The organism is Streptococcus viridans (assembly GCF_900636365.1).
Taxonomy (GTDB): domain Bacteria; phylum Bacillota; class Bacilli; order Lactobacillales; family Streptococcaceae; genus Streptococcus; species Streptococcus viridans_A.
Map to the genome: position 1 here is coordinate 1385894 of NZ_LR134266.1, position 18722 is coordinate 1404615.

Annotated in this window: 18 protein-coding genes and 1 tRNA gene; all 19 read right to left on the bottom strand. The window is 43.3% G+C overall.

Annotated features, from left to right (window positions below; translation table 11 throughout):
- Positions 1–8: 8 nt before the first annotated feature.
- The gene (locus EL081_RS07245; RefSeq protein WP_126404618.1) at positions 9–839 is read right to left on the bottom strand and encodes a PrsW family glutamic-type intramembrane protease; all 831 of its coding nucleotides are present in this window, start codon (positions 837–839) and stop codon (positions 9–11) included.
- A complete protein-coding gene (locus tag EL081_RS07250; RefSeq protein WP_126404620.1) occupies positions 832–2493 on the bottom strand; it encodes a C69 family dipeptidase in 1662 nt (553 codons plus the stop codon). The genes EL081_RS07245 and EL081_RS07250 overlap by 8 nt, the downstream gene beginning before the upstream one ends.
- 214 nt (positions 2494–2707) lie before the next feature.
- Positions 2708–3403, bottom strand: a complete 696-nt coding sequence (locus EL081_RS07255) for an LrgB family protein (RefSeq protein ID WP_126405062.1) — start codon at positions 3401–3403, stop codon at positions 2708–2710.
- Positions 3403–3774, bottom strand: coding sequence for a CidA/LrgA family protein (locus EL081_RS07260; RefSeq protein ID WP_126404622.1), 372 nt, complete (start codon positions 3772–3774; stop codon positions 3403–3405). The genes EL081_RS07255 and EL081_RS07260 overlap by 1 nt, the downstream gene beginning before the upstream one ends.
- 135 nt (positions 3775–3909) lie before the next feature.
- Entirely contained in the window at positions 3910–4770 is an 861-nt protein-coding gene (gene tehB, locus EL081_RS07265; RefSeq protein WP_126404624.1) for an SAM-dependent methyltransferase TehB, read from the bottom strand.
- 159 nt (positions 4771–4929) lie between these two features.
- Positions 4930–6675, bottom strand: coding sequence for a C69 family dipeptidase (locus EL081_RS07270; RefSeq protein ID WP_126404626.1), 1746 nt, complete (start codon positions 6673–6675; stop codon positions 4930–4932).
- Positions 6676–6859: 184 nt separating this feature from the next.
- Positions 6860–7327, bottom strand: a complete 468-nt coding sequence (gene smpB, locus EL081_RS07275) for an SsrA-binding protein SmpB (protein ID WP_006595871.1) — start codon at positions 7325–7327, stop codon at positions 6860–6862.
- The gene (gene rnr, locus EL081_RS07280; protein ID WP_126404628.1) at positions 7290–9647 is read right to left on the bottom strand and encodes a ribonuclease R; all 2358 of its coding nucleotides are present in this window, start codon (positions 9645–9647) and stop codon (positions 7290–7292) included. Before rnr ends, smpB begins: the two co-directional genes overlap by 38 nt.
- A 126-nt stretch (positions 9648–9773) precedes the next feature.
- Positions 9774–10007 carry a preprotein translocase subunit SecG gene (gene secG, locus EL081_RS07285; RefSeq protein ID WP_006595869.1) on the bottom strand — a complete coding sequence of 78 codons (234 nt, stop codon included), beginning with the start codon at positions 10005–10007 and terminating at the stop codon, positions 9774–9776.
- 43 nt (positions 10008–10050) lie between these two features.
- Entirely contained in the window at positions 10051–10200 is a 150-nt protein-coding gene (gene rpmG / locus EL081_RS07290) for a 50S ribosomal protein L33 (RefSeq protein ID WP_081453577.1), read from the bottom strand.
- Positions 10190–11383 (bottom strand): multidrug efflux MFS transporter, encoded by a 1194-nt coding sequence (locus tag EL081_RS07295; protein WP_277870575.1) that lies wholly within the window; start codon positions 11381–11383, stop codon positions 10190–10192. Before EL081_RS07295 ends, rpmG begins: the two co-directional genes overlap by 11 nt.
- Before the next feature lie 16 nt (positions 11384–11399).
- Positions 11400–11996 (bottom strand): dephospho-CoA kinase, encoded by a 597-nt coding sequence (gene coaE, locus EL081_RS07300; protein ID WP_126404632.1) that lies wholly within the window; start codon positions 11994–11996, stop codon positions 11400–11402.
- Positions 11997–12821, bottom strand: coding sequence for a DNA-formamidopyrimidine glycosylase (gene mutM / locus EL081_RS07305; RefSeq protein WP_126404634.1), 825 nt, complete (start codon positions 12819–12821; stop codon positions 11997–11999). It lies immediately after the preceding gene.
- 45 nt (positions 12822–12866) lie between these two features.
- The gene (gene era / locus EL081_RS07310; protein ID WP_126404636.1) at positions 12867–13766 is read right to left on the bottom strand and encodes a GTPase Era; all 900 of its coding nucleotides are present in this window, start codon (positions 13764–13766) and stop codon (positions 12867–12869) included.
- A gap of 29 nt (positions 13767–13795) precedes the next feature.
- Positions 13796–14194 (bottom strand): diacylglycerol kinase family protein, encoded by a 399-nt coding sequence (locus EL081_RS07315; RefSeq protein WP_126404638.1) that lies wholly within the window; start codon positions 14192–14194, stop codon positions 13796–13798.
- Positions 14175–14672: an rRNA maturation RNase YbeY gene (gene ybeY, locus EL081_RS07320; protein WP_126404639.1), complete on the bottom strand. Its 498-nt coding sequence runs from the start codon at positions 14670–14672 to the stop codon at positions 14175–14177. The genes EL081_RS07315 and ybeY overlap by 20 nt, the downstream gene beginning before the upstream one ends.
- Positions 14673–14763: 91 nt before the next feature.
- Positions 14764–16500 carry a tetracycline efflux ABC transporter Tet(46) subunit B gene (tetB(46), locus tag EL081_RS07325; protein WP_126404641.1) on the bottom strand — a complete coding sequence of 579 codons (1737 nt, stop codon included), beginning with the start codon at positions 16498–16500 and terminating at the stop codon, positions 14764–14766.
- Position 16501: 1 nt separating this feature from the next.
- Positions 16502–18226: a tetracycline efflux ABC transporter Tet(46) subunit A gene (tetA(46), locus tag EL081_RS07330; protein WP_126404643.1), complete on the bottom strand. Its 1725-nt coding sequence runs from the start codon at positions 18224–18226 to the stop codon at positions 16502–16504.
- Between the two features lie 403 nt (positions 18227–18629).
- Positions 18630–18702, bottom strand: a tRNA-Thr gene (locus EL081_RS07340).
- Between the last annotated feature and the right edge of the window lie 20 nt (positions 18703–18722).

Below are 18722 nucleotides of genomic sequence, written 5' to 3' on the forward strand. Positions count from 1 at the left end.
TCTTTTCCTTAGTTTTTCTTTAAAAGGTTTAGATTCGGATTTTTATGAGCAAAGAGAACGACCTCAATAAAGGTTCCTACTTGAAAGGCAAAGAGCAAGCCTACCAAAATATTAACCCGATGATCTGTTTCATAGAATGGGGAATTCCATAAGAAGTGATTGGCCACCGTGGAAACCACGCACCAAAGACCAAAGAGCTTTTCTTTTTGCTTGGTGCATTGAGATAAGATGAGAAAAGCACCAACAGATACAACAGCTGTGTAGACTGCATGAGATGCTAAGCCACCAGAAATGCGGTTCACCGCCTCCGTTACTGCCGAGAGGTCTCCAGATCGCGTTTGACGCGCCACATAACCAAGGTCTTCAATGATTTGGAAACCAAGACCAGATCCAAAACCAGCGATTAAAACTGATTTCAAATCTTTACGACCCAAAATCAAGAGGATCCAAAAGGCCACTAGAGCTTTAAAAAATTCTTCAGCAAATGGGGCTGTCAAAGCATCTGTCCATTTATTAAAGGTACTAACATCCTGAATGAGATGACTATTGAGATGGTCAATGAGGCTGTTCCCTGAAAAGCTGAGCCAGCCAGCAACAAAAGCACCGCCAAACATGGTAGCCCACAAAACAAGCAGGGGAACCTCAAATCTTTTTGCAAGTCGTTTAATAAAGAGATAAAGAGGAACGACAATCACCGCTAAAACGAGCAGGTTTAAAACCAAATCTCTTCCTGCTACTTGGCTAAACTCTTGTTGAGAGAGAAATCCTAGCTCAAACTCCATCCCAATCCCTGCTAAGACCAGAAATAGGAAGAGCAATATTCGTTGAAACTTATTCATCCTTCTTACCTCCCTTTGCTTTCTTTGATTGAATAAAGTAGACACCTAGTCCTAACACTGTCACAAGGGCTAAGCCAATCGTGATGACGAAGTCATAATCAAATGGTACCAAATTGATCTCTTCTTCTTGGTTTGCATCTTCTTCATCTGTTAAATCGTCAATAGCACCTTGTCCATATTGAGCAATCACCTTTTCTTCTGCTTCTTGACGAATTTCTTGCAGACGATCGAAGGTCTTTTGAGCCCGAGTCATGCTCTTTTCTGTCGCTTTTAGGCTCGCCTGCTCTGGCTGTGAAGCGAGGGCAATTTGTTCTTGATCACTGATTTCTTGCTCAGCCATCCATTGAGATTCTAGGCGTTCCATTTCAGTACGAATGGCTCCATCTCCGAACAAATCAGGATATTTGGCAACTAAATCATTAATGCGTGACATAGTCCAATACCAAGATTGGGGATTATAGGCTGTCCCTAATTCTTGATAGGCTTGGTAGGTATTGGTGATATTGCCATAGTAAGGTAAGTAAGGAGCATTTCGTGGGCTTCCCATCGCTAACCACATGGTTCCCCCTCCAGCACTATCCGGAACATTGTCCTTTAATTGGAAAATATGGGCTTCCATGACATTCGGGTTCGAAATCGGGTATTTATAGACTTCATCAAATTTCCCTTTTTCTGGGATCCCTTTTCCATCTAACTCCATTTGATCTTGAGGTTTGAAGTCTGTTCCTTCTAACCGATTGCGTTGGAGATTCATCGCATCTCGAAGCGTCAATTTCCGATCCGTTGTATGCATCAAGTCAAAATACTCGTCATCGTAGTTCACATCTGCTTCTGGATCCAGTGACTTAATACCAGACCAAACACGAGAACGATCTGCCTCATGCAAAGGAGGGTTGTAGGATTGAGATACATGGAACTGGCCATCGATTTCTTTATAGGTTCCTGCATCACGGGCCACTTTTTCAACATCCTTGGAAGCAATAGTCCGTTCCTTATCTGAAAAATCGACATGTCCTAAGAAGAAGGTATTTGGAAAGACTGCATAGCGATCTTCTGGGAAGAGAATCGCTACATATTGGTGACCAGAAAGAATCTCCATGTACCAGATTCCTTCCTTATCCGCAATCGTCACAATATTTCCTTCTGCCGCCCCTTTTTCTTCCACAATTTTGGCAATGAGCTCGACTCCTTCACGAGCCGTTTTGACACTCGGAAGAACGACAGTGGTGAGAGCAGACTCAGCCAAGCCATCTTCTACATAAGGATCAACCTTTTGAATGTTCTCATTCGCAGAAGCTGAGACTGTCGCTGAGATGGACACACCATGCTCATTAAAACCAGCTTCATCAAATACACCCTGTTCTGGGGTAACATCTGGGACAGCTGTATATTTATAACTTACTTCCGGAAGCTCATATTTAAAGCCATTGGTAGCATCTTCAAAAACATCTCCCTTTTTGTTATAAGTTCGTTCTCGAACCACAAAGTTCTTGTTGTGGTTCGGTTCTAAGTCCTCCGTACGTCCGTACAAAGCATTCCCATCTGCTGTTAACTTCTTACCGATGATAAAACCTGTACAGGCCTCTACCGGTTGGGCAAAGAGGAAGAGAGCAGTGATCAAGCCCAAGGCTGATCGAGCATAACGTTTCTTCATATTGAACTCCTTTAACTAGATATTAACCGTATAACCTCTTTTAGTATACCTTTTGATCCAAGGTTTGGCAAGCGCTTACAAGGACTGTAATCAATTAGTAATCTATCTGAAAATTATTTGACCTTCAAATTATCAAGCAACCATCTCTATCTAACTGTACACTAAAAAGCTCGGAACACTTATTCCAAGCTTTTTCTGAATACTATCTACCTTTTTAGGAAAGAATAAGGCTCGCGACAAGGGGACTTACAAAGACGTAGAAAACACCAGTTATCCCAATTGCTAAGCCTCCCATAGCTCCGGCTACCTGACCATACTTAAAGGCTGTACCAGTCCCCACCGCATGACCTGTCCCCCCAAGGGCCAAACCAATGGCAACAGGATCCTCTACTTTTAGGAATTTAAGAATGGTTGGCCCTAGGACACTGGTTAGAATCCCTGTTGCCACAACGACAACCAGGGTAATGGTAGTAATTCCCTGCATTTTTTCAGCAATCCCCACTGCCATGGCCGTTGTCACAGATTTAGGAAAGAGGGAAATAGCTAGAAAGTACTTCATCCCAAAAAGTTTAGCCAAGACAGCTGTGAAAACTGTATTGACCACTACTGCTAGAAAACTACTTAAAAGAATACTCTTGGCATGGTGCTTCATCAAATGGAAACTCTTATACAAGGGAATACCTAAGACAACCGTTGAAGGCACAATCAAATTGCTAAGGTAAGTTCCCCCAACATTATAGGCCTTATAGGAAATCCCTGTCAGCTTCAAGAAGGCGATGACCAACACTGTAGCAACTAAGAGAGGGGTCGTGATGGGATGGGGGAAGCGACGAAAAATCATCATCCCAATCAGATAGGCGAAGACCGATAAAGAAATCCCAAAGAGAGGATTAGACCACAAACTTTCCATCATTTCTTACCTCCTTCATAATCTCCCTCATACCGAGTCTTGATAAACCCAACGACTAAGGCAATGAGGGTTACATTGATGATGATAGCCCCTATAATAATCAAAACGATAGGAAATAAATAGGGCTGGATGACATCAAACTTATCCATAATCCCAACCGCTGGAGGTAAAAATAGAATAGTCATATTGGCTAAGAGAAAAGATCCGACCAGATTTACATGGCGGATACGAAGCCATTTCAACTGTAAGCAAATAAATAGAATCAGTAAGCCAATAATACTTCCTGGAATTGGCAAATGAAAGAGGGTCGATATCCCTTCCCCAATCAAAGAGATGGTAAAGATAATCATCAGTTGAACATAGAGTTTCACGCGCTTCTCCTCAAAATTCTTGAAAGATACACTAACAGTCTACTCCTTTTCTGTAAAAAATCAAGTACTTTCAGAAAGTTTTCAGATATAAAAAGACAAGGACGACTGCAAGGGTGTCCTTGTCTAGAGAGGCTATTATTTTTTCTTGGCTAGCATGGTCGCAAAGCGTAAGGCAATCCGATTACCATTTTCATCACGTCGGTGCAGATGACCTGGATTCTCATTGTATTTAATGAGTTCCCAATCCTTGTAATAGTCAGCTAGCTCGCCTTCCTTAAATGTAAAGGAGAAAGGAACCTGACAAGGATAGTCCTCTGTATCCATGGCACAAACGATTAAGTTATAGCCACCTGGATTGGTCTGGTCTTGCATATTTCGAATAATCGCTGGAATGCGATCCGCTTGCAAGAACATGAGGACAACTGTTGAGACAATCAAGTCATAGGTTTGCGTTAGGGCTGCCGAGTTAATATCATAGAGCCCCACAGTCATTTCCAAATCTTCTTGTTCTACAATACTTTGTAGGATTTCTAGTGCTAATTCATTTTGATCGACTGCTGTCACTTCAAAGCCATGCTGGGCCAAAAAGAGAGCATTTCGTCCTTGTCCACACCCTAAATCCAAGGCTTTCCCTGGAGAAAGGGACTCCATGGCTTCTAGCACTTCCGAATGGACGGGGTTACCATTATATTTTTTGGGGAAATAATCTTTTGGCTCACAGTAAAATTCCAAGAACCATTCCACATCATCTGTAAGGGCCTCTACACGGTGCCAAGCTTGAGGTTGTGCCATAGGATTATCCGCACCTGCTTCAAAAACATGGCTGGCTACTTCTTCCCCATCTTCTGTCAGCTCAACAAACTTGAGTTTTCCTTTGAGGACGGTAATCTTTCCCCAAGTACCTACTTTGGTATTGTGTTTTCTTTGGACTGCTTCAGGCATGGTATCCTTGGTCCACAAAGGCATCCGCTTATAGGCAATCAATTTTTCAGGCATCCGTTTCTTCTCCTTCTTTCTATCTATCCCTATCATACAAAAATTGCATGCAAATAACAATAAAAAGAGTGGAATTGCAAGCTCCTTTTGTGAAGACTTCTATTCCACTCTCTTAGAATCCAGTTGAGGCAGGATGCTGATTTAGCAGTCTCTGTCTACTTATTCTTCATTTTCATTCTTTTTTGATTTTTTAAAGTAGAAACCTGCCAAGCCAAATCCTGCAAGAGCTAAAACTCCTAAGACGGCAGATAAACTGCTATTTGAATCACTTGCCTTGCTAGATGATTGACTAGAAGCTGTTTCTTCCTTCTTATCTGTTTCTTTCGATGCATCTTTTTCAGCTTGGGCTGCTGCTACCAGATTGGCCTTGTTGTAGCCATCATATACAAAGTCTGCTTCCAAACCTTTTTCTGTACGAATCTTATCTTCCATTTCACTTTCAACTTGTTTGATTTGTTTGAAGATAGTTTCCGCACGTTTAAGAGAGTCACTTGTTACTTCGTCCGCAGTAGCTTTTGCTTGGTCATCAGTGAGTCCACTATATTTTTGATCCAAAGCAGCTTGTTCCTTGATCCAGCCTTCTTCCATTTCTTTCCACTTCTCTTGGATGCTGTTGCCAAAGAGGTCTGGGTATTTCATGACCATTTGGTCAATATGCCAAACAGCCCAATACCAAGAAGTTGGATCGTACTTGGCAGAACGTACCTTAAACGGACCATAGGTATCATTGACAATACCATAGAATGGCACATAAGGCGTGTTCCGGCTTTGAGCGAGTCCCAACCAAACGACACCTCCAAATGGAGCTGGCAAGTCCTTCTTAATTTGGTATACGTGGGCGTTAATGACGTTTTCATTTCCCAAAGCATATTTATATTTATTGGTATCGACTTCTTTACCTGGTTCCACCAAGTCATCTGGTGTGTATTGTTTGAGGTGTTCGAACCGGTTCCGTTGTTCAGCGAAAACATCTTCTAGGCTATATTTCTTAGAAGGATCTGTTGGTTTGCGTAAGAGGTCAAAGTGTTTGTCATCATATTTGACGTCTGCTTTAGGATCCATCAAGGTAATTCCTGCATAGGTCCGTGAACGGTTGCGTTCTGTGTATTCATCTGGACCATAAGAATCTGCAATATGGAATTTTCCATCCTTATCTGTCTTATAATGGTCTGCCTTTTTAGCAACTGCTTCCACATCTTTCGAAGCAATGACATTTTCCTTGTCCTTGAAATCCACATGTCCTAGATAGTAGGTATTGGCAAAGATGGCATAGCGGTCTTGAGGGAATTTAATGGCTACATATTGGTGACCAGAGAGGATTTCCATGTACCAGAGTTCATTCTTATCTGCTACGACAATGATGTTTCCTTCGGCAGATCCTTTTTCATCAAGTACCTTGGCAACCAACTCAATTCCTTCACGAGCTGTTTTCACACGTGGAAGAACTAAGTCCACCATAGCAGCCTCAGCCAAGCCATTTTTCACCAATGGGTCTGCTTCCAAAATCTTATCGTGTGGGGTTGCAGATACGGTAGAAGTCATGGAAACGCCCGCTTCGTTAAAGCCGTGTGCTCCAAAGTTTCCGTTGGAACCATCTCCATGGGCTGCATCATAGGTAGCCGTATACTTCATTTCATGACTTAGGTGCGGATAAGCAAAGCCGTTGGATTCATCTTCCAACATATCCCCATCCTTATAGTCTTTGGCAGGCACCACTTCGTAAGTTTTATTGTGGCGACCACCATCTGGAGCATAAGGATAGTCTTCAGTCCGCCCAAAGAGCATGGAACCATCCGTCGTGAGCTCCTTCCCAACAATGATAGCTGAGCAAGCCTGCGCTACTTGAACTGGAATCAAGGCAAAGGCCATGAAAGCAATCATTAGTTTGACCAGTAGTTTTCTCATAGTCGATCTCCTTTATGACTACAAAAGAGGCTAGAAAATAATTTTCAAGCCGACGAAAAACAACTATACCAACGCTACCTTCAGTATACCCTTATCCAGATAAAAATGCAAGCGGTTTCAAAAAAAGATCATTAAAAATAGGAACAGTTTTCAGCACTTGCTTCAGCTGTTCCTATTTCTTGCTTTAACGTGTATTGTATTGTTTCATCACACGAGCAATATCACGATTTTGTTCCCGCCGTTTGATGGATTCACGTTTGTCATAATCGTGCTTTCCTTTGGCTAAGCCCAGCAAGAGCTTGGCGTAGCCATCCTTAAGGTACACCTTGAGGGGAACTAGAGTCATCCCTGTCCCTTTAGTTTCCTGTTCCAGTTTTTGAATCTGTTTCTTATGCAGCAAGAGTTTACGACGGCGTTCTGGATCTTGGTTCCAAATATTGCCTTCCTCATAGGGAGCAATATGAACATTGCTGAGCCAGACTTCCCCATTTTTGACTTGGGCAAATCCATCCTTGAGGTTGATGCGAGCTGCTCGAACACTCTTTATTTCTGTACCAGTGAGGACCATTCCTGCTTCTATGGTATCAACAATCGTATAATCGTGGCTTGCTTTTTTATTTTGTGCGACGACCTTTCCCTCGCCCTTTGCCATGCTTAGCTCCTTTCTTAGCTACTTCCTTGTAAAAAGGTTTCTTACTCTTTTTCTTCTTGTCTTTTGGAGAATGCTTGCGCTTGTTTTCTCTAAAGCCTCCTTGCTTTCCTTCTTCTTTCTTAGAAGAAGGGCGCTTAAAGGTCCCATTCCGATTTTTGCGTCCAGAAGCTTTATTGCCTTTTTCAATCAGATCCAGCTCACTAGGAATATAAGAGAAATCAATCTCGCCAGTCATCTTATCCGCTCTTTCAACCCTGATTCGGATCTCTTGACCGACACGGAAAGTGACACCTGATTTTTCCCCTCGCAAGGTCAAATCGCGCTCATTAAAATGATAAAAACCCGGTAAGGTGGTGATGTGGATCAAACCTTCTACGGTATTTGGCAATTCAACAAAGAGACCAAACTTGACGACACTGGACACCAGAGCATCGTACTCTTCGCCAACATACTCTTCCATATACTCTGCCTTCTTCATAGCTTCTACTTCTCGTTCGGCATCAATGGCGCGGCGTTCCCGACTAGAGGATTGGCTGGCAATATCTGGAATGACCTGTTCAAAATGACTAGCTACTTCAGAATCCTTCCCATACTCTCGCACCATACGGTGGACTAATAAGTCTGGATACCGGCGAATCGGACTGGTAAAGTGAGTATAGAACTCAGCTGCTAGCCCATAGTGCCCATGGTTGTGCTCGGAATAACGCGCCTGCTGCATGGAACGAAGCAACATCATAGACAAGACATCCGCATAAGGTTCCCCTTCTACTCTCTTCATGATATCTTGCAAGGTTTCCTGACTCATGGAACTAGCTGTCCCATAAATAGGTATGCCAAAGCTAGAGGCATAATCGATAAACTTTTGCACCTTCTCTGCTTTGGGTTCTTCGTGAATCCGGTAAATAAAGGGAAGTTTTCGTTTGGCAAAGTGCTCAGCCACTGTCTCATTGGCAATCAGCATGAAAGATTCAATCATCCGTTCTGCAATTCCCCGTTGACGCAAGACGATGTCGACTGGTTTTCCTTGAGGATTGACTAGGATTTTAGCTTCACTGGTATCAAAGTTCAGGGCTCCTCGTTTTTCCCGCATTCCTTCTAAAATCTGATGAAGACCAACCATGGCTTCGATACTTGGAACAATAGCTTGATATTCCTCACGCTTCTCTTGGTCTCCTGCAATGATTTCATTGACATCACTATAGGTCATCCGGAAGGTCGTGTTAATAACCGTTTGGGTAATCTGGTATCGAAGAACCCGACCACGCTCGTCAATCTCCATAATAGCTGACTGGGTCAAGCGATCCACTTGAGGGTTTAGGGAACAAATCCCATTGGATAACCGCTCTGGTAACATGGGAACAACTCGATCGGTTACATAGACAGAGGTAGCTCGGTTGAGGGCTTCCTTGTCCAAGGCGGAACCTTCGGTTACATAATAAGAGACATCGGCTATGTGAACCCCTAGTTCGAAATTCCCACCTTCCAAGCGCTTAATGTGAACCGCATCATCCAAGTCCTTAGCATCGGCACCATCAATGGTAAAGATAATTTCATCTCGAAGGTCCAATCGTCCCTCCATATCTTTCTCACTAGGCTTGTCTGGAATGCTTTCTGCTTCTTTGAGGACTGCTTCTGGAAATTCTGAGACAATATCCATGGACTCGAGGACTTCCAAAACATCAATCCCAGGATCTGTCACATGCCCAACTACATCTTGAACAGTGGCCACAAAGTAGTTGTGCTTCCGACTCGGATACTGATCAATAGCAACCTTGAGAACTTCTGTCCCCTCCAATTGCAGGGCTGGCTTTTTCACGTAGATCTTTTGGCTAATCTTTTGATTCTTTGAAACGATGTATCCAGCATACTTGGGCTTTTCTTCATCCAGAACGATTTGGCCAACAACTGTTTGGAGACTATGCTCCAAGACATCCATGATTTTCCCCTCTGCTGCTGTCCCCTTTTGACGATCAGCTACCTTGGTGATCACAACCTCAACTGTATCTCCATCAATGGCATGGTTGACATCATTTCGTCCAATAAAGAGATCCTCTTCTTCCCCCTCTAAGCTGACAAAACCAAAGCCACTTTTATGAGCATGAAAAATGCCTTTCACGGTAATGGTCCCTTTTGGCTTAGCATCAAGGAGTCTTAAAAAGCCATTTTCTTCAAAGGTCAATTGACGACGTCGCTCCATCAGCGAAATGGTCTTAATCAGTTCACGAAAACCTTTGGCGTCTGTACTTCCAATGGCTTGAGCTAATTGATCAACCTGAGCTTTTCCCTCCTGTTTTAAATAATCAATAATTTTACTTTTCATATCTTGCGCTGGACATCCAGCCTCCTTTATTTTCTTTCTTTCAGAGAGATTTCTTTACAAGTGACAATCTCCCTATCAAACAACTCATAGATGAAAAAATAGGCAAAGACAATGTCTAAGCCTATCTTATTTACTGGATAATACCATTAGAATCATCGCAATGAGTAACCAAAGGAAAATCATTACTCCTGTTAGTCGTTGCATCACTGCTTCGAATCCACGAGCTTTTGAACGTTCGAACAAATCATTTGAACTTGCATCGAATACGTTGCTAGATTGATTTTTTGTTGGTTGCATGAAGATAGCGATAATAATTAATACAGATAGTACCAATAAAATTGTAATCAACGGTTTAGTCATAATTAAAAAACTCCTTAAAATCCTATCTATTTTACCATAAAAATCATTTCGTTTCAAGATGTAATGTCACTTTTCTCTCTTTGGGACAATACTTCAAAACTTCAATTTTTTCAGGGTGGGTCTTCATATTTTTACTTGTCAAATAATTCTGACTACCACAGCTCGTGCAGGTTAGTTGTACTTTAATGCGCACTGATTTCTCTCACTTTCAAATACTTTCTAAAGATGAATAAAAGGAAGGCCAAATCTATAAAGGCAAGAATAGCGGTCCCATAGAATACCCAATGGTAATTGACATGCATGGCAATACTAGAACCCATCATGGGACCAAGAACTCCCCCAATATAAAAGAAGAGTTGATTGTAACTAAATATCCGTGAAATTCCTTCTTTGGGAGTCATGCGGTTTAAGAGAGCCGTCACTCCTGGCATTAAGACTCCTGTCCCAATTCCAAATAGGAAACGAAGAAGGCCTAATTGAAAAGGAGTCTGAGCAAGGGCACAGAAGATATAGAGGATCCCACTATAGAGAAGGGCTAAAAGTAGGAGGCGATGGTTGCCGATTTTATCTCCGAGCTTTCCCATCCATCCCGATGTCAGGATACTGGAAATCCCCATCGCTGATACGATCAGCCCAGATACAAAAATAACATTGTCGCTCTGACCAAGCTCTCTTACATAGAGGGGAAGAATGGGAGAAATAGATTGACCGATCATCTGGATGGTCATACTGGTCAAAAAAAGACCCAGTAAAATGTCCTTATGCTGGATAGAAGCCAGTAAAGCCCAGCTTGAAAGATGCTCCTCCTTCGATATTTGTTGGTAGTCTTCCTCAATGCCCCACCAAGTCAAGACAGAGACGAGAAAGAGGAAAAAACCAACGAGGAGAAAGACGTTCCGCATGCCAAATTGCTCCGCAATCAATCCACCCAATAAAGGCCCCATTAAGGTACCGGCAACGGTTCCCGTCGATAAGGTTCCAAGAGCATATCCAGATTGATTCTTTGGCACCTGACTGGCAATGAGAGCCGTACTGTTAGGAACAAAGCCCGAAAAGACACCATTTAATAAGCGTAGAAGCAACAACCAAAAGACGGAAGGGACAAAAGCAATTCCTCCCATGGTCATGGCAATCGAGGCTCTCAACATCATGGGTTTCCGACCATAACGGTCCGCTAAACTCCCCCAGATTGGGGCCATTAGAGCGGAAGTCAAAGAGGAGGAGGCGACTGCAATCCCAGCATAAAAAGGAACTGCCGGACCTTTTATCCCCAACTCCTCCACAAATAGAGCCATAAAAGGGACTACCAAAGAAAGACTGGCACCTACGAAAAAACAGCCAATCCAGGCAATAAAAAGATTTTTACGCCAATTGATTTCCAGTGAAATAGGATCATCTTCTTTCTATTTGTTCTAAAGCTCGATCAATTTGCTGATAGAGGTAATCACGCGTACTATTGTTATCAATCACGAGATCGACAAAAGCTTTTTTCTCATCTAGAGGCATCTGGGCTGCCAAACGATCGCGCGCCTGGACCCCCGTTAGGACATTTCTTTCCATTAGACGTTGCAACTGGGTATCTTCCGTCACATAGACCAGCCAAACTTGGTCAAACCAATCCAGATATCCCTGCTCGATTAACAAGGGGATATCCATGAAAAAGAGGTCTTCTATTTTAGCTAAGCGATCCCGTTCTCGCACCAGAGCTTTGCGAATCATTTCGCCTTGTACTTGGTTGGACCAGGCAATCTCTTTCTGGCTTGAAAAGATGCGTTGAGCCAGAGCAGGACGATTCAAGTCTCCAGTATCTAGGAGAATGTCCCTTCCAAAATGCTCTACTAAAGCTCGATAGAGTTCTCCACCTGGTGCCTGCAAGTCATGGACCACTCGATCAGCATCAATGACAGGATAACCTTTTTCTTTCAAATAGGAGGTGACAGTGGACTTTCCTGAAGCAATCCCTCCTGTTAATCCAATGATTCTTGCCATCTAGTTCTCCTTTTGACAGTGCGGGCAAAAATGGGTTCCGCGTCCTCCCAGCTGGATTTTCTCAATCGGTGTCCCGCAGCGCAAACAAGGCTGACCTGTCTTTCCATAGACTTGGTGTTGATCTTGCATGGTGCCATCCTCTCCAAAAGCATTGCTGTAAGAGCGAATAGTGGAGCCACCTTTTTCGACAGCCTGAGCTAATACGGCGATTGTTTCCTTTCGAATAGCTTTGGCTTCTCTAGCAGTCAAGTTTTGACCCAAACGAGCTGGATGAACCTTGGCTCGATAGAGGACCTCATCTACATAGATATTTCCCAGACCTGCCACCAATTTTTGGTCCAAAAGAGCTGATTTAATGGGTTTCTTTGATTTTTTAAGAGCTGCTTGGAAGGCTGGCCCTTTAAAATCCGCTTCTGTCGGCTCTGGACCAATCTTTTTCGCCAAAAAGTAGCTGTCTACAAGCTCAGGTACTAAGACTTCCATGGTTCCAAACTTGCGGACATCTTCATAGACAAGGGTGCTGCCATCAGTAAAATAAAAGAAGACATGGGCGTGCTTGCGAAAAGGGACTTCGTCTGGATAAAAGAAATACTTGCCTTCCATACGTAAATGCGAGATCAAAACCAAATCCGTCAAATAAAACAAGAGGTATTTCCCACGGCGTCCCATGGCCCGAATTTCTTGACCTGGGAGATCTTGACGAAAAGCATCCAGATCCGTCTGAATCATCTTGGGATACTTTACTTCCACGGACTGGATGGTCTTCCCAAGAATTAATTTCTCAAGACCACGTCGGACAGTCTCAACTTCTGGTAATTCAGGCATAGAACTCCTTTCAAAAACAAGAAGCAGGCTTCTGCCCACCTCTTCTTAGTATTCTTTTTCGTTATAACCGAAATCGGCAAGGTCCAATTTCTTATCCCGCCAATTTTTCTTGACCTTGACCCAGGTTTCTAGGAAGACCTTATCCCCTAGCATCAGCTCGATATCCTTACGCGCAAGGGTTCCAATCTTCTTGAGCATGGCGCCACCTTTTCCGATGACAATCCCTTTTTGGCTATCACGTTCCACCATGATGGTCGCACGGATATGAACCTTATCTGTTTCTTCATCCCGCTTCATAGAATCCACCACTACGGCAACAGAGTGGGGAATTTCTTCTCGTGTCAAGTGCAAGACCTTTTCACGGATCATTTCAGAGACCAAGAAACGCTCTGGATGGTCAGTAATCTGATCAGCAGGGAAATATTGGAAACCTTCTTCCAAGTTTTCGCTCAAAATATCAATCAAACGCGAAACATTGTTTCCTTGAAGGGCTGAAATCGGCACAATTTCCTTGAAGTCCATCTGACTACGGAAATCATCGATTTGCGCCAAAAGTTGGTCTGGATGGACCTTGTCGATCTTATTGACCACAAGGATGACGGGCACCTTGGCTGCCTTGAGGCGTCCGATGATCATATCATCACCCTTGCCCCGTGGTTCATCTGCTGGCACCATAAAGAGAACCGTATCGACTTCTCGAAGGGTACTATAGGCCGACTCTACCATGAAGTCACCAAGAGCTGTCTTAGGTTTATGAATCCCTGGCGTATCGATAAAGACAATCTGTTCTTTATCGGTCGTGTAGATTCCCATAATCTTGTTGCGCGTTGTCTGCGCCTTGTCACTCATGATGGCAATTTTTTGCCCCATGACGTGGTTCAAAAATGTTGACTTCCCAACATTGGGACGTCCTAATATGGCTACAAAGCCTGATTTAAATGTCATAGTTTCCTTTCATGAGGGGAGTCTCCCTCTTATCCAAATACTAGAGCCCACAACTTGGGCACAAAAATGATCAATCCTGTCACCAAAGCAAAGCCCGAAATAACGAGAACCGCTCCTGCCGCCATATCCTTGGCGTTTTTGGCCAGCATGGAGAAGTGGTAATCACTCGCCAAATCTACTACATTTTCAAGAGCAGAATTCATGATTTCAAAGGCAATAACCAAAGAAACACTTAAGAGTAGAAAGAGCCACTCTGTGACTGAAATGCCAAAAAGGAAGCCTGCAACAATCGCTAAGATAGCTGAAAGTGCATGCTTACGCATATTTCGTTCTTCTTTAAAGGCTGTGAAAATCCCTGTTAAAGCAAATTCAAGACTGGCAATCAGTTCTCGATTTTTCCATTTTCGTTTATTGTCTTGTGAGTCCATAGGCCGTCAAAATCTCTTCCTGTAAGCCAAACATTTCCTTCTCTTCTTCCGGACTATAGTGATCATAACCGTTGATATGAAGGAAGCCATGTACTGCTAAAAAGCCCATCTCGCGCTCAAAGCTATGACCATACTCTGCTGCTTGCTCACGCGCCTTGTCTACAGAAATAAAGAGCTCTCCAATATAGGTATCAAACTCTGCCATCATTTCTGCCAATTCTGGATGGTCTTCTAAATCTTCTTCCGAAAAAGCAATGTCCATCTCTGGTTTGTATTCCAGACTGATCACATCCGTTGGGCGATCCGTGTCCCGGTATTCCAAGTTCAATTCATGGCTGCGTTCGTTAGTTACAAAGGTCACTGCCATTTCCTTGTCCTCTTTGCCCAATTTTTTTGCAGCAAATTCTAAAATTTCCTGGGTTTGTTTGATCATTTCCTCAGAGACTTGACCGGTCTCATCAACCATTTCAATATACATTTTGGATCACCTCACTATCATTTCAATTATAGCATAAAAATAGCGTATATACTAGAATACACGCTACTTTTACTATTTGAAGAATGTCCTTTTATTCAACTGTCTGTTGGATGGCTTGCATCTGGGCATAGATACCACCATGGGCTATCAAGACTGCATGTTGGCCCTGTTCGACAATACGTCCTTCTGATAGAACCAGGATCTGATCTGCATCTTGAATGGTCGATAAGCGGTGGGCAATGATAAAGGTGGTCCGGCCTTTCTGTAGAACTGCCATAGCTTTCTGAATGATCTCCTCTGTTTCCGTATCAATGTGGGAGGTCGCTTCGTCCAGAATCAGAATTTTTGGATTCATGTAGAGGGTACGAGCAAAAGAAATCAATTGACGCTCCCCACTTGAGAAGGCGGAGCCCTTTTCAACCACCGGATGATCGATTCCTTTTTCAAGACGCTCTACAAAGGGCCAAGCTCCGACTTTTTTCAGCGCCTCTTGGACCGCATCCCGATCAATGTGATCCTGACTCATAGCCACATTACTCGCAATGGTTCCTGTAAATAGATAAGGATCTTGCAAGACAATTCCCATGTGGCTTCGTAGGCTCTCACGAGAGACTTGGCGAATATCTTGCCCATCGATCAAAATCACTCCTTCTTGAGGATCATAGAAACGATAGAGCAGGTTCATAATGGAAGACTTACCTGATCCAGTATGGCCCACAAGGGCGATGGTTTCCCCAGGGCTCGCCTGAAAGGCAATATCCTGTAAAACTGGCTTGCCTTCTTCATAAGCAAATTGAACATCATCAAACACGACTTGAGCCTTTTCTATCTTCAGCTCCAATACACCATCGGCCTCTAAGGGTTGATCCAAGAAGGCAAGGACACGACTCCCCGTCTCTAGTGATCGCCGAATATTCGGAAATTGACGACTAAGGGCAGCCATTAGTTCAAAGAGGTTCATGACATAGTTGATATTGATAAACAAGAAACCAGCCGTCACACCAATATTCCCTTTTAAGTAAGACATGCCAGCGATGGTCAAAATACCTGCAATGACCAAATACTTGAGCAATTCCGTCAAGGTCCAAGAAGCGATTGAATCAGCTAAAAGGATCCGGTCATTAGCCCATAGCATCTTCTGGATAGTGGCTTCAAACTCCTCGATAACATGGGGCTCTTGCCCGTAGAGTTGGATCATGCTGGCACCATGCAAGAGTTCATTGACCTGGGTATTGACCTCGCTTCTCGCATCAAAGAAATCCTTCATTGGCTGGTCCGTCATGACCTTGTAGAGATACTGGATCCCGTAGAAAATCGGAAAGACCAAACACAAGAGAAGGCCCATCATAGGGCTCAGGTAAAAGAGAATCCCTAGAACAAAGAGAAAACGTACTAAAAAGATAATCAACACCATACAGGAGTTATAAAACTGAGTCCGCAAGGTTTCCGTATCATTGACAATTCTTGTCGCGATCTTTCCAGCCGGCTTATCATCAAAATAAGAGATCGGTAGACCTTGCATGACTTGAAAGGCTTGGTCTCTTAGGTTAGCCGTCACTTGATTGCTTCCGTGTAGCAAGATCCGATTCCCTAGGTAGCTAATCAGCTGCCCAATGCTTAAGACCAAGAGATAAAAACCTCCCATCTGGAGTAGCTGACCTTGCTCTCCACCATGGGTCAGTGCGGTCAAAGGCCCATCAATCATCTTTTGAAGAATGAATGGAGACAACTCAGAAAAGATGGTCGCTAATAAGAGACAAATAAAGCCAACAAGAAAGACTGTAGGATAAAGCGTGATCCTAGATAATAATCGTTTCAATACTTTCATCTTATTCTCCTTCCTGTTTTTGTTGCCGTTGGTATTGTTCGTAGTACCAACCCTCTTGAGCCAGCAAATCACTAGCTCTGCCTTCTTCGACAATCTGTCCTTGATCCAAGACAATGATCCAATCCGCCTGATGGACAGCAGACAAGCGATGAGAAACAATGATGGTCGTCTTGCCTTTCCGCTCTGTTTGAATGCTGTCAATAATGGCCTGCTCGGTCTTGGCATCCACTGCAGAAAGGGAATCATCTAACAACAAGAGATCTGCATCCCTTAAAAAGGCACGCGCCAGAGAGATCCGTTGTTTTTGACCTCCTGATACAGAGACCCCTTTTTCACCGATCATGGTGTCCATTCCCTGAGACATCCGCTCGAGATCATCCGCAAAAGCAGCTTGGGCTACCGCTTCCACTAAATCCTCTTCACTAGCACCATTTTTACCCAAAGCAATATTGTCACGAATGGATTTCGAGAATAAAATATGTTCTTGGGAAACATAGCCAATTTTATCTTCAATGGAGCGCCGGTTGTAGGCAACGATCGGTTGCTGGTTGACCAAGAATCCTCCCTCACCAACTGGGTACTGCCGCAAAAATTGTCGTACCAGGGTCGTCTTTCCTGATCCGGTACGACCAACAATCCCTACTGTTTGGCCTTTCTGAACGATCCAATCAATACCTGACAGGCTCTCTCGTTCAGCACCAGGATAGCGGAAGGAATAATCCTTAAACTCCACCGAATCAATTTGTTCCAAGAAATGCGGACCATCTGGCTCTAAATCATCTGTTTCATCAATCACTTCTTTTAACTTCTTAAAGGACATTTGCCCTGTCTGATAGACCAAGATAAAATCTGATAGCATCCACATAGGCTCAACCAAAAAGACCAAATACAGTTGCAAGGCCAAGAGTTTTCCTAAGCTCAATTGCCCAGTAGCTAAGGATTGACCTCCAAATACCAAGAGTAAGACAGTCGAAACTCCAATAAACAAAAGGGCTAAAGGACCAAAAGAATATTGAATAGAGGCGATCTTATCTCCTGTTTTAGCAAGACTAGCTGTTTTTGTTTGGAACTGTTTGACCTGCTGGTCCCGTCTACTATAGGCACGCATGACCCGAATCCCTTCGATAGACTCCAAGACCTCATCGTTTAACTGCGCGACTGCTTCCCTGTTTTGCTCAATGTAGTCCTCCTGCTTTTTACTCAAAAAATAGGTGGATACGACAAGAAATATCATGGGGATAAAACAAATCAAAGTCAATTGCCAAGAAAGGAAAAACATGGCCAATATAATAAAGGTAAATAAACCGCCACCATAAAGGATGATCATCATTCCGTAACCAGCCATATCGGCCATGCCATCGACATCTGTCGTAAAGCGCGTCAAGAGATCTCCTGAGCGGAATTTCTCAAAAAAGGGACGCCGCATGGCTACTAGCTTACGAAATGCTTGCTCCTGAAGGGTCGACTTAAAATGAATGGACGACTGAAAAAGGCGCAACTGCCAATAAAAAGCCGTCAGGTAATTGAGGATGGCTGATCCTACCAAGAGGACCATATCCCATACAAAGTTGGATTGCGTCAGCGTCTGCTGACTCAAATGATCCACTAAACGCTGAATAACTTGCGTCGGGATCAATAAGGTATAATCATAAAGAATCAGGACCACAGCAATGCTAATATAGCGCCACTTGCGCTCTCTGATATACTCCCAAATAGCTCTTATCATCTACTCTCCTTTTCAAAACGGCACAGAAAAAACCCAAGTAGGAGCTGAGTACGTGCTCAGTCCACACTTGGGCCTTCTGATGCCTATCACCAATTCAGTTAAGGCAGGCAAAAATGCATACAAAAAACCCAAGACAGACTCCTCCATCTTGGGTTTAATTCATTGTCTACATTGAACTCAACTGAGATTGGAGAAGCTGTGTATTCAATTGTGTCATCAAAACATCTACTTTGTTCATGATGGTTTTCTCCTTTCTCTTTGTTGCTATAACTTTACCACGGATTTCTGTGCTTGTCAACGTTTTTTTGAAAATTGTTGAAAAAGATTCCACGAATAGGCTCCCAGTTAGAAGAAAGCGTACAAAAAGAAGCCTAGATCCCCTCTAAGCTTCTCTCTTTTACTATGCTAGTTGCCGGGATTGAACCGGCGACCTCATCCTTACCATGGATGCGCTCTACCGACTGAGCTAAACCAGCAGTACCTATCTACTATATCA

Excerpts from the sequence above, each read along its gene's own strand:
- EL081_RS07245 (WP_126404618.1), bottom strand. The coding sequence starts at position 839 with ATGAATAAGTTTCAACGAATATTGCTCTTCCTATTTCTGGTCTTAGCA.
- EL081_RS07250 (WP_126404620.1), bottom strand. The coding sequence starts at position 2,493 with ATGAAGAAACGTTATGCTCGATCAGCCTTGGGCTTGATCACTGCTCTC.
- EL081_RS07255 (WP_126405062.1), bottom strand. The coding sequence starts at position 3,403 with ATGGAAAGTTTGTGGTCTAATCCTCTCTTTGGGATTTCTTTATCGGTC.
- tehB (WP_126404624.1), bottom strand. The coding sequence starts at position 4,770 with ATGCCTGAAAAATTGATTGCCTATAAGCGGATGCCTTTGTGGACCAAG.
- EL081_RS07270 (WP_126404626.1), bottom strand. The coding sequence starts at position 6,675 with ATGAGAAAACTACTGGTCAAACTAATGATTGCTTTCATGGCCTTTGCC.
- smpB (WP_006595871.1), bottom strand. The coding sequence starts at position 7,327 with ATGGCAAAGGGCGAGGGAAAGGTCGTCGCACAAAATAAAAAAGCAAGC.
- rnr (WP_126404628.1), bottom strand. The coding sequence starts at position 9,647 with ATGAAAAGTAAAATTATTGATTATTTAAAACAGGAGGGAAAAGCTCAG.
- secG (WP_006595869.1), bottom strand. The coding sequence starts at position 10,007 with ATGACTAAACCGTTGATTACAATTTTATTGGTACTATCTGTATTAATT.
- coaE (WP_126404632.1), bottom strand. The coding sequence starts at position 11,996 with ATGGCAAGAATCATTGGATTAACAGGAGGGATTGCTTCAGGAAAGTCC.
- mutM (WP_126404634.1), bottom strand. The coding sequence starts at position 12,821 with ATGCCTGAATTACCAGAAGTTGAGACTGTCCGACGTGGTCTTGAGAAA.
- era (WP_126404636.1), bottom strand. The coding sequence starts at position 13,766 with ATGACATTTAAATCAGGCTTTGTAGCCATATTAGGACGTCCCAATGTT.
- EL081_RS07315 (WP_126404638.1), bottom strand. The coding sequence starts at position 14,194 with ATGGACTCACAAGACAATAAACGAAAATGGAAAAATCGAGAACTGATT.
- ybeY (WP_126404639.1), bottom strand. The coding sequence starts at position 14,672 with ATGTATATTGAAATGGTTGATGAGACCGGTCAAGTCTCTGAGGAAATG.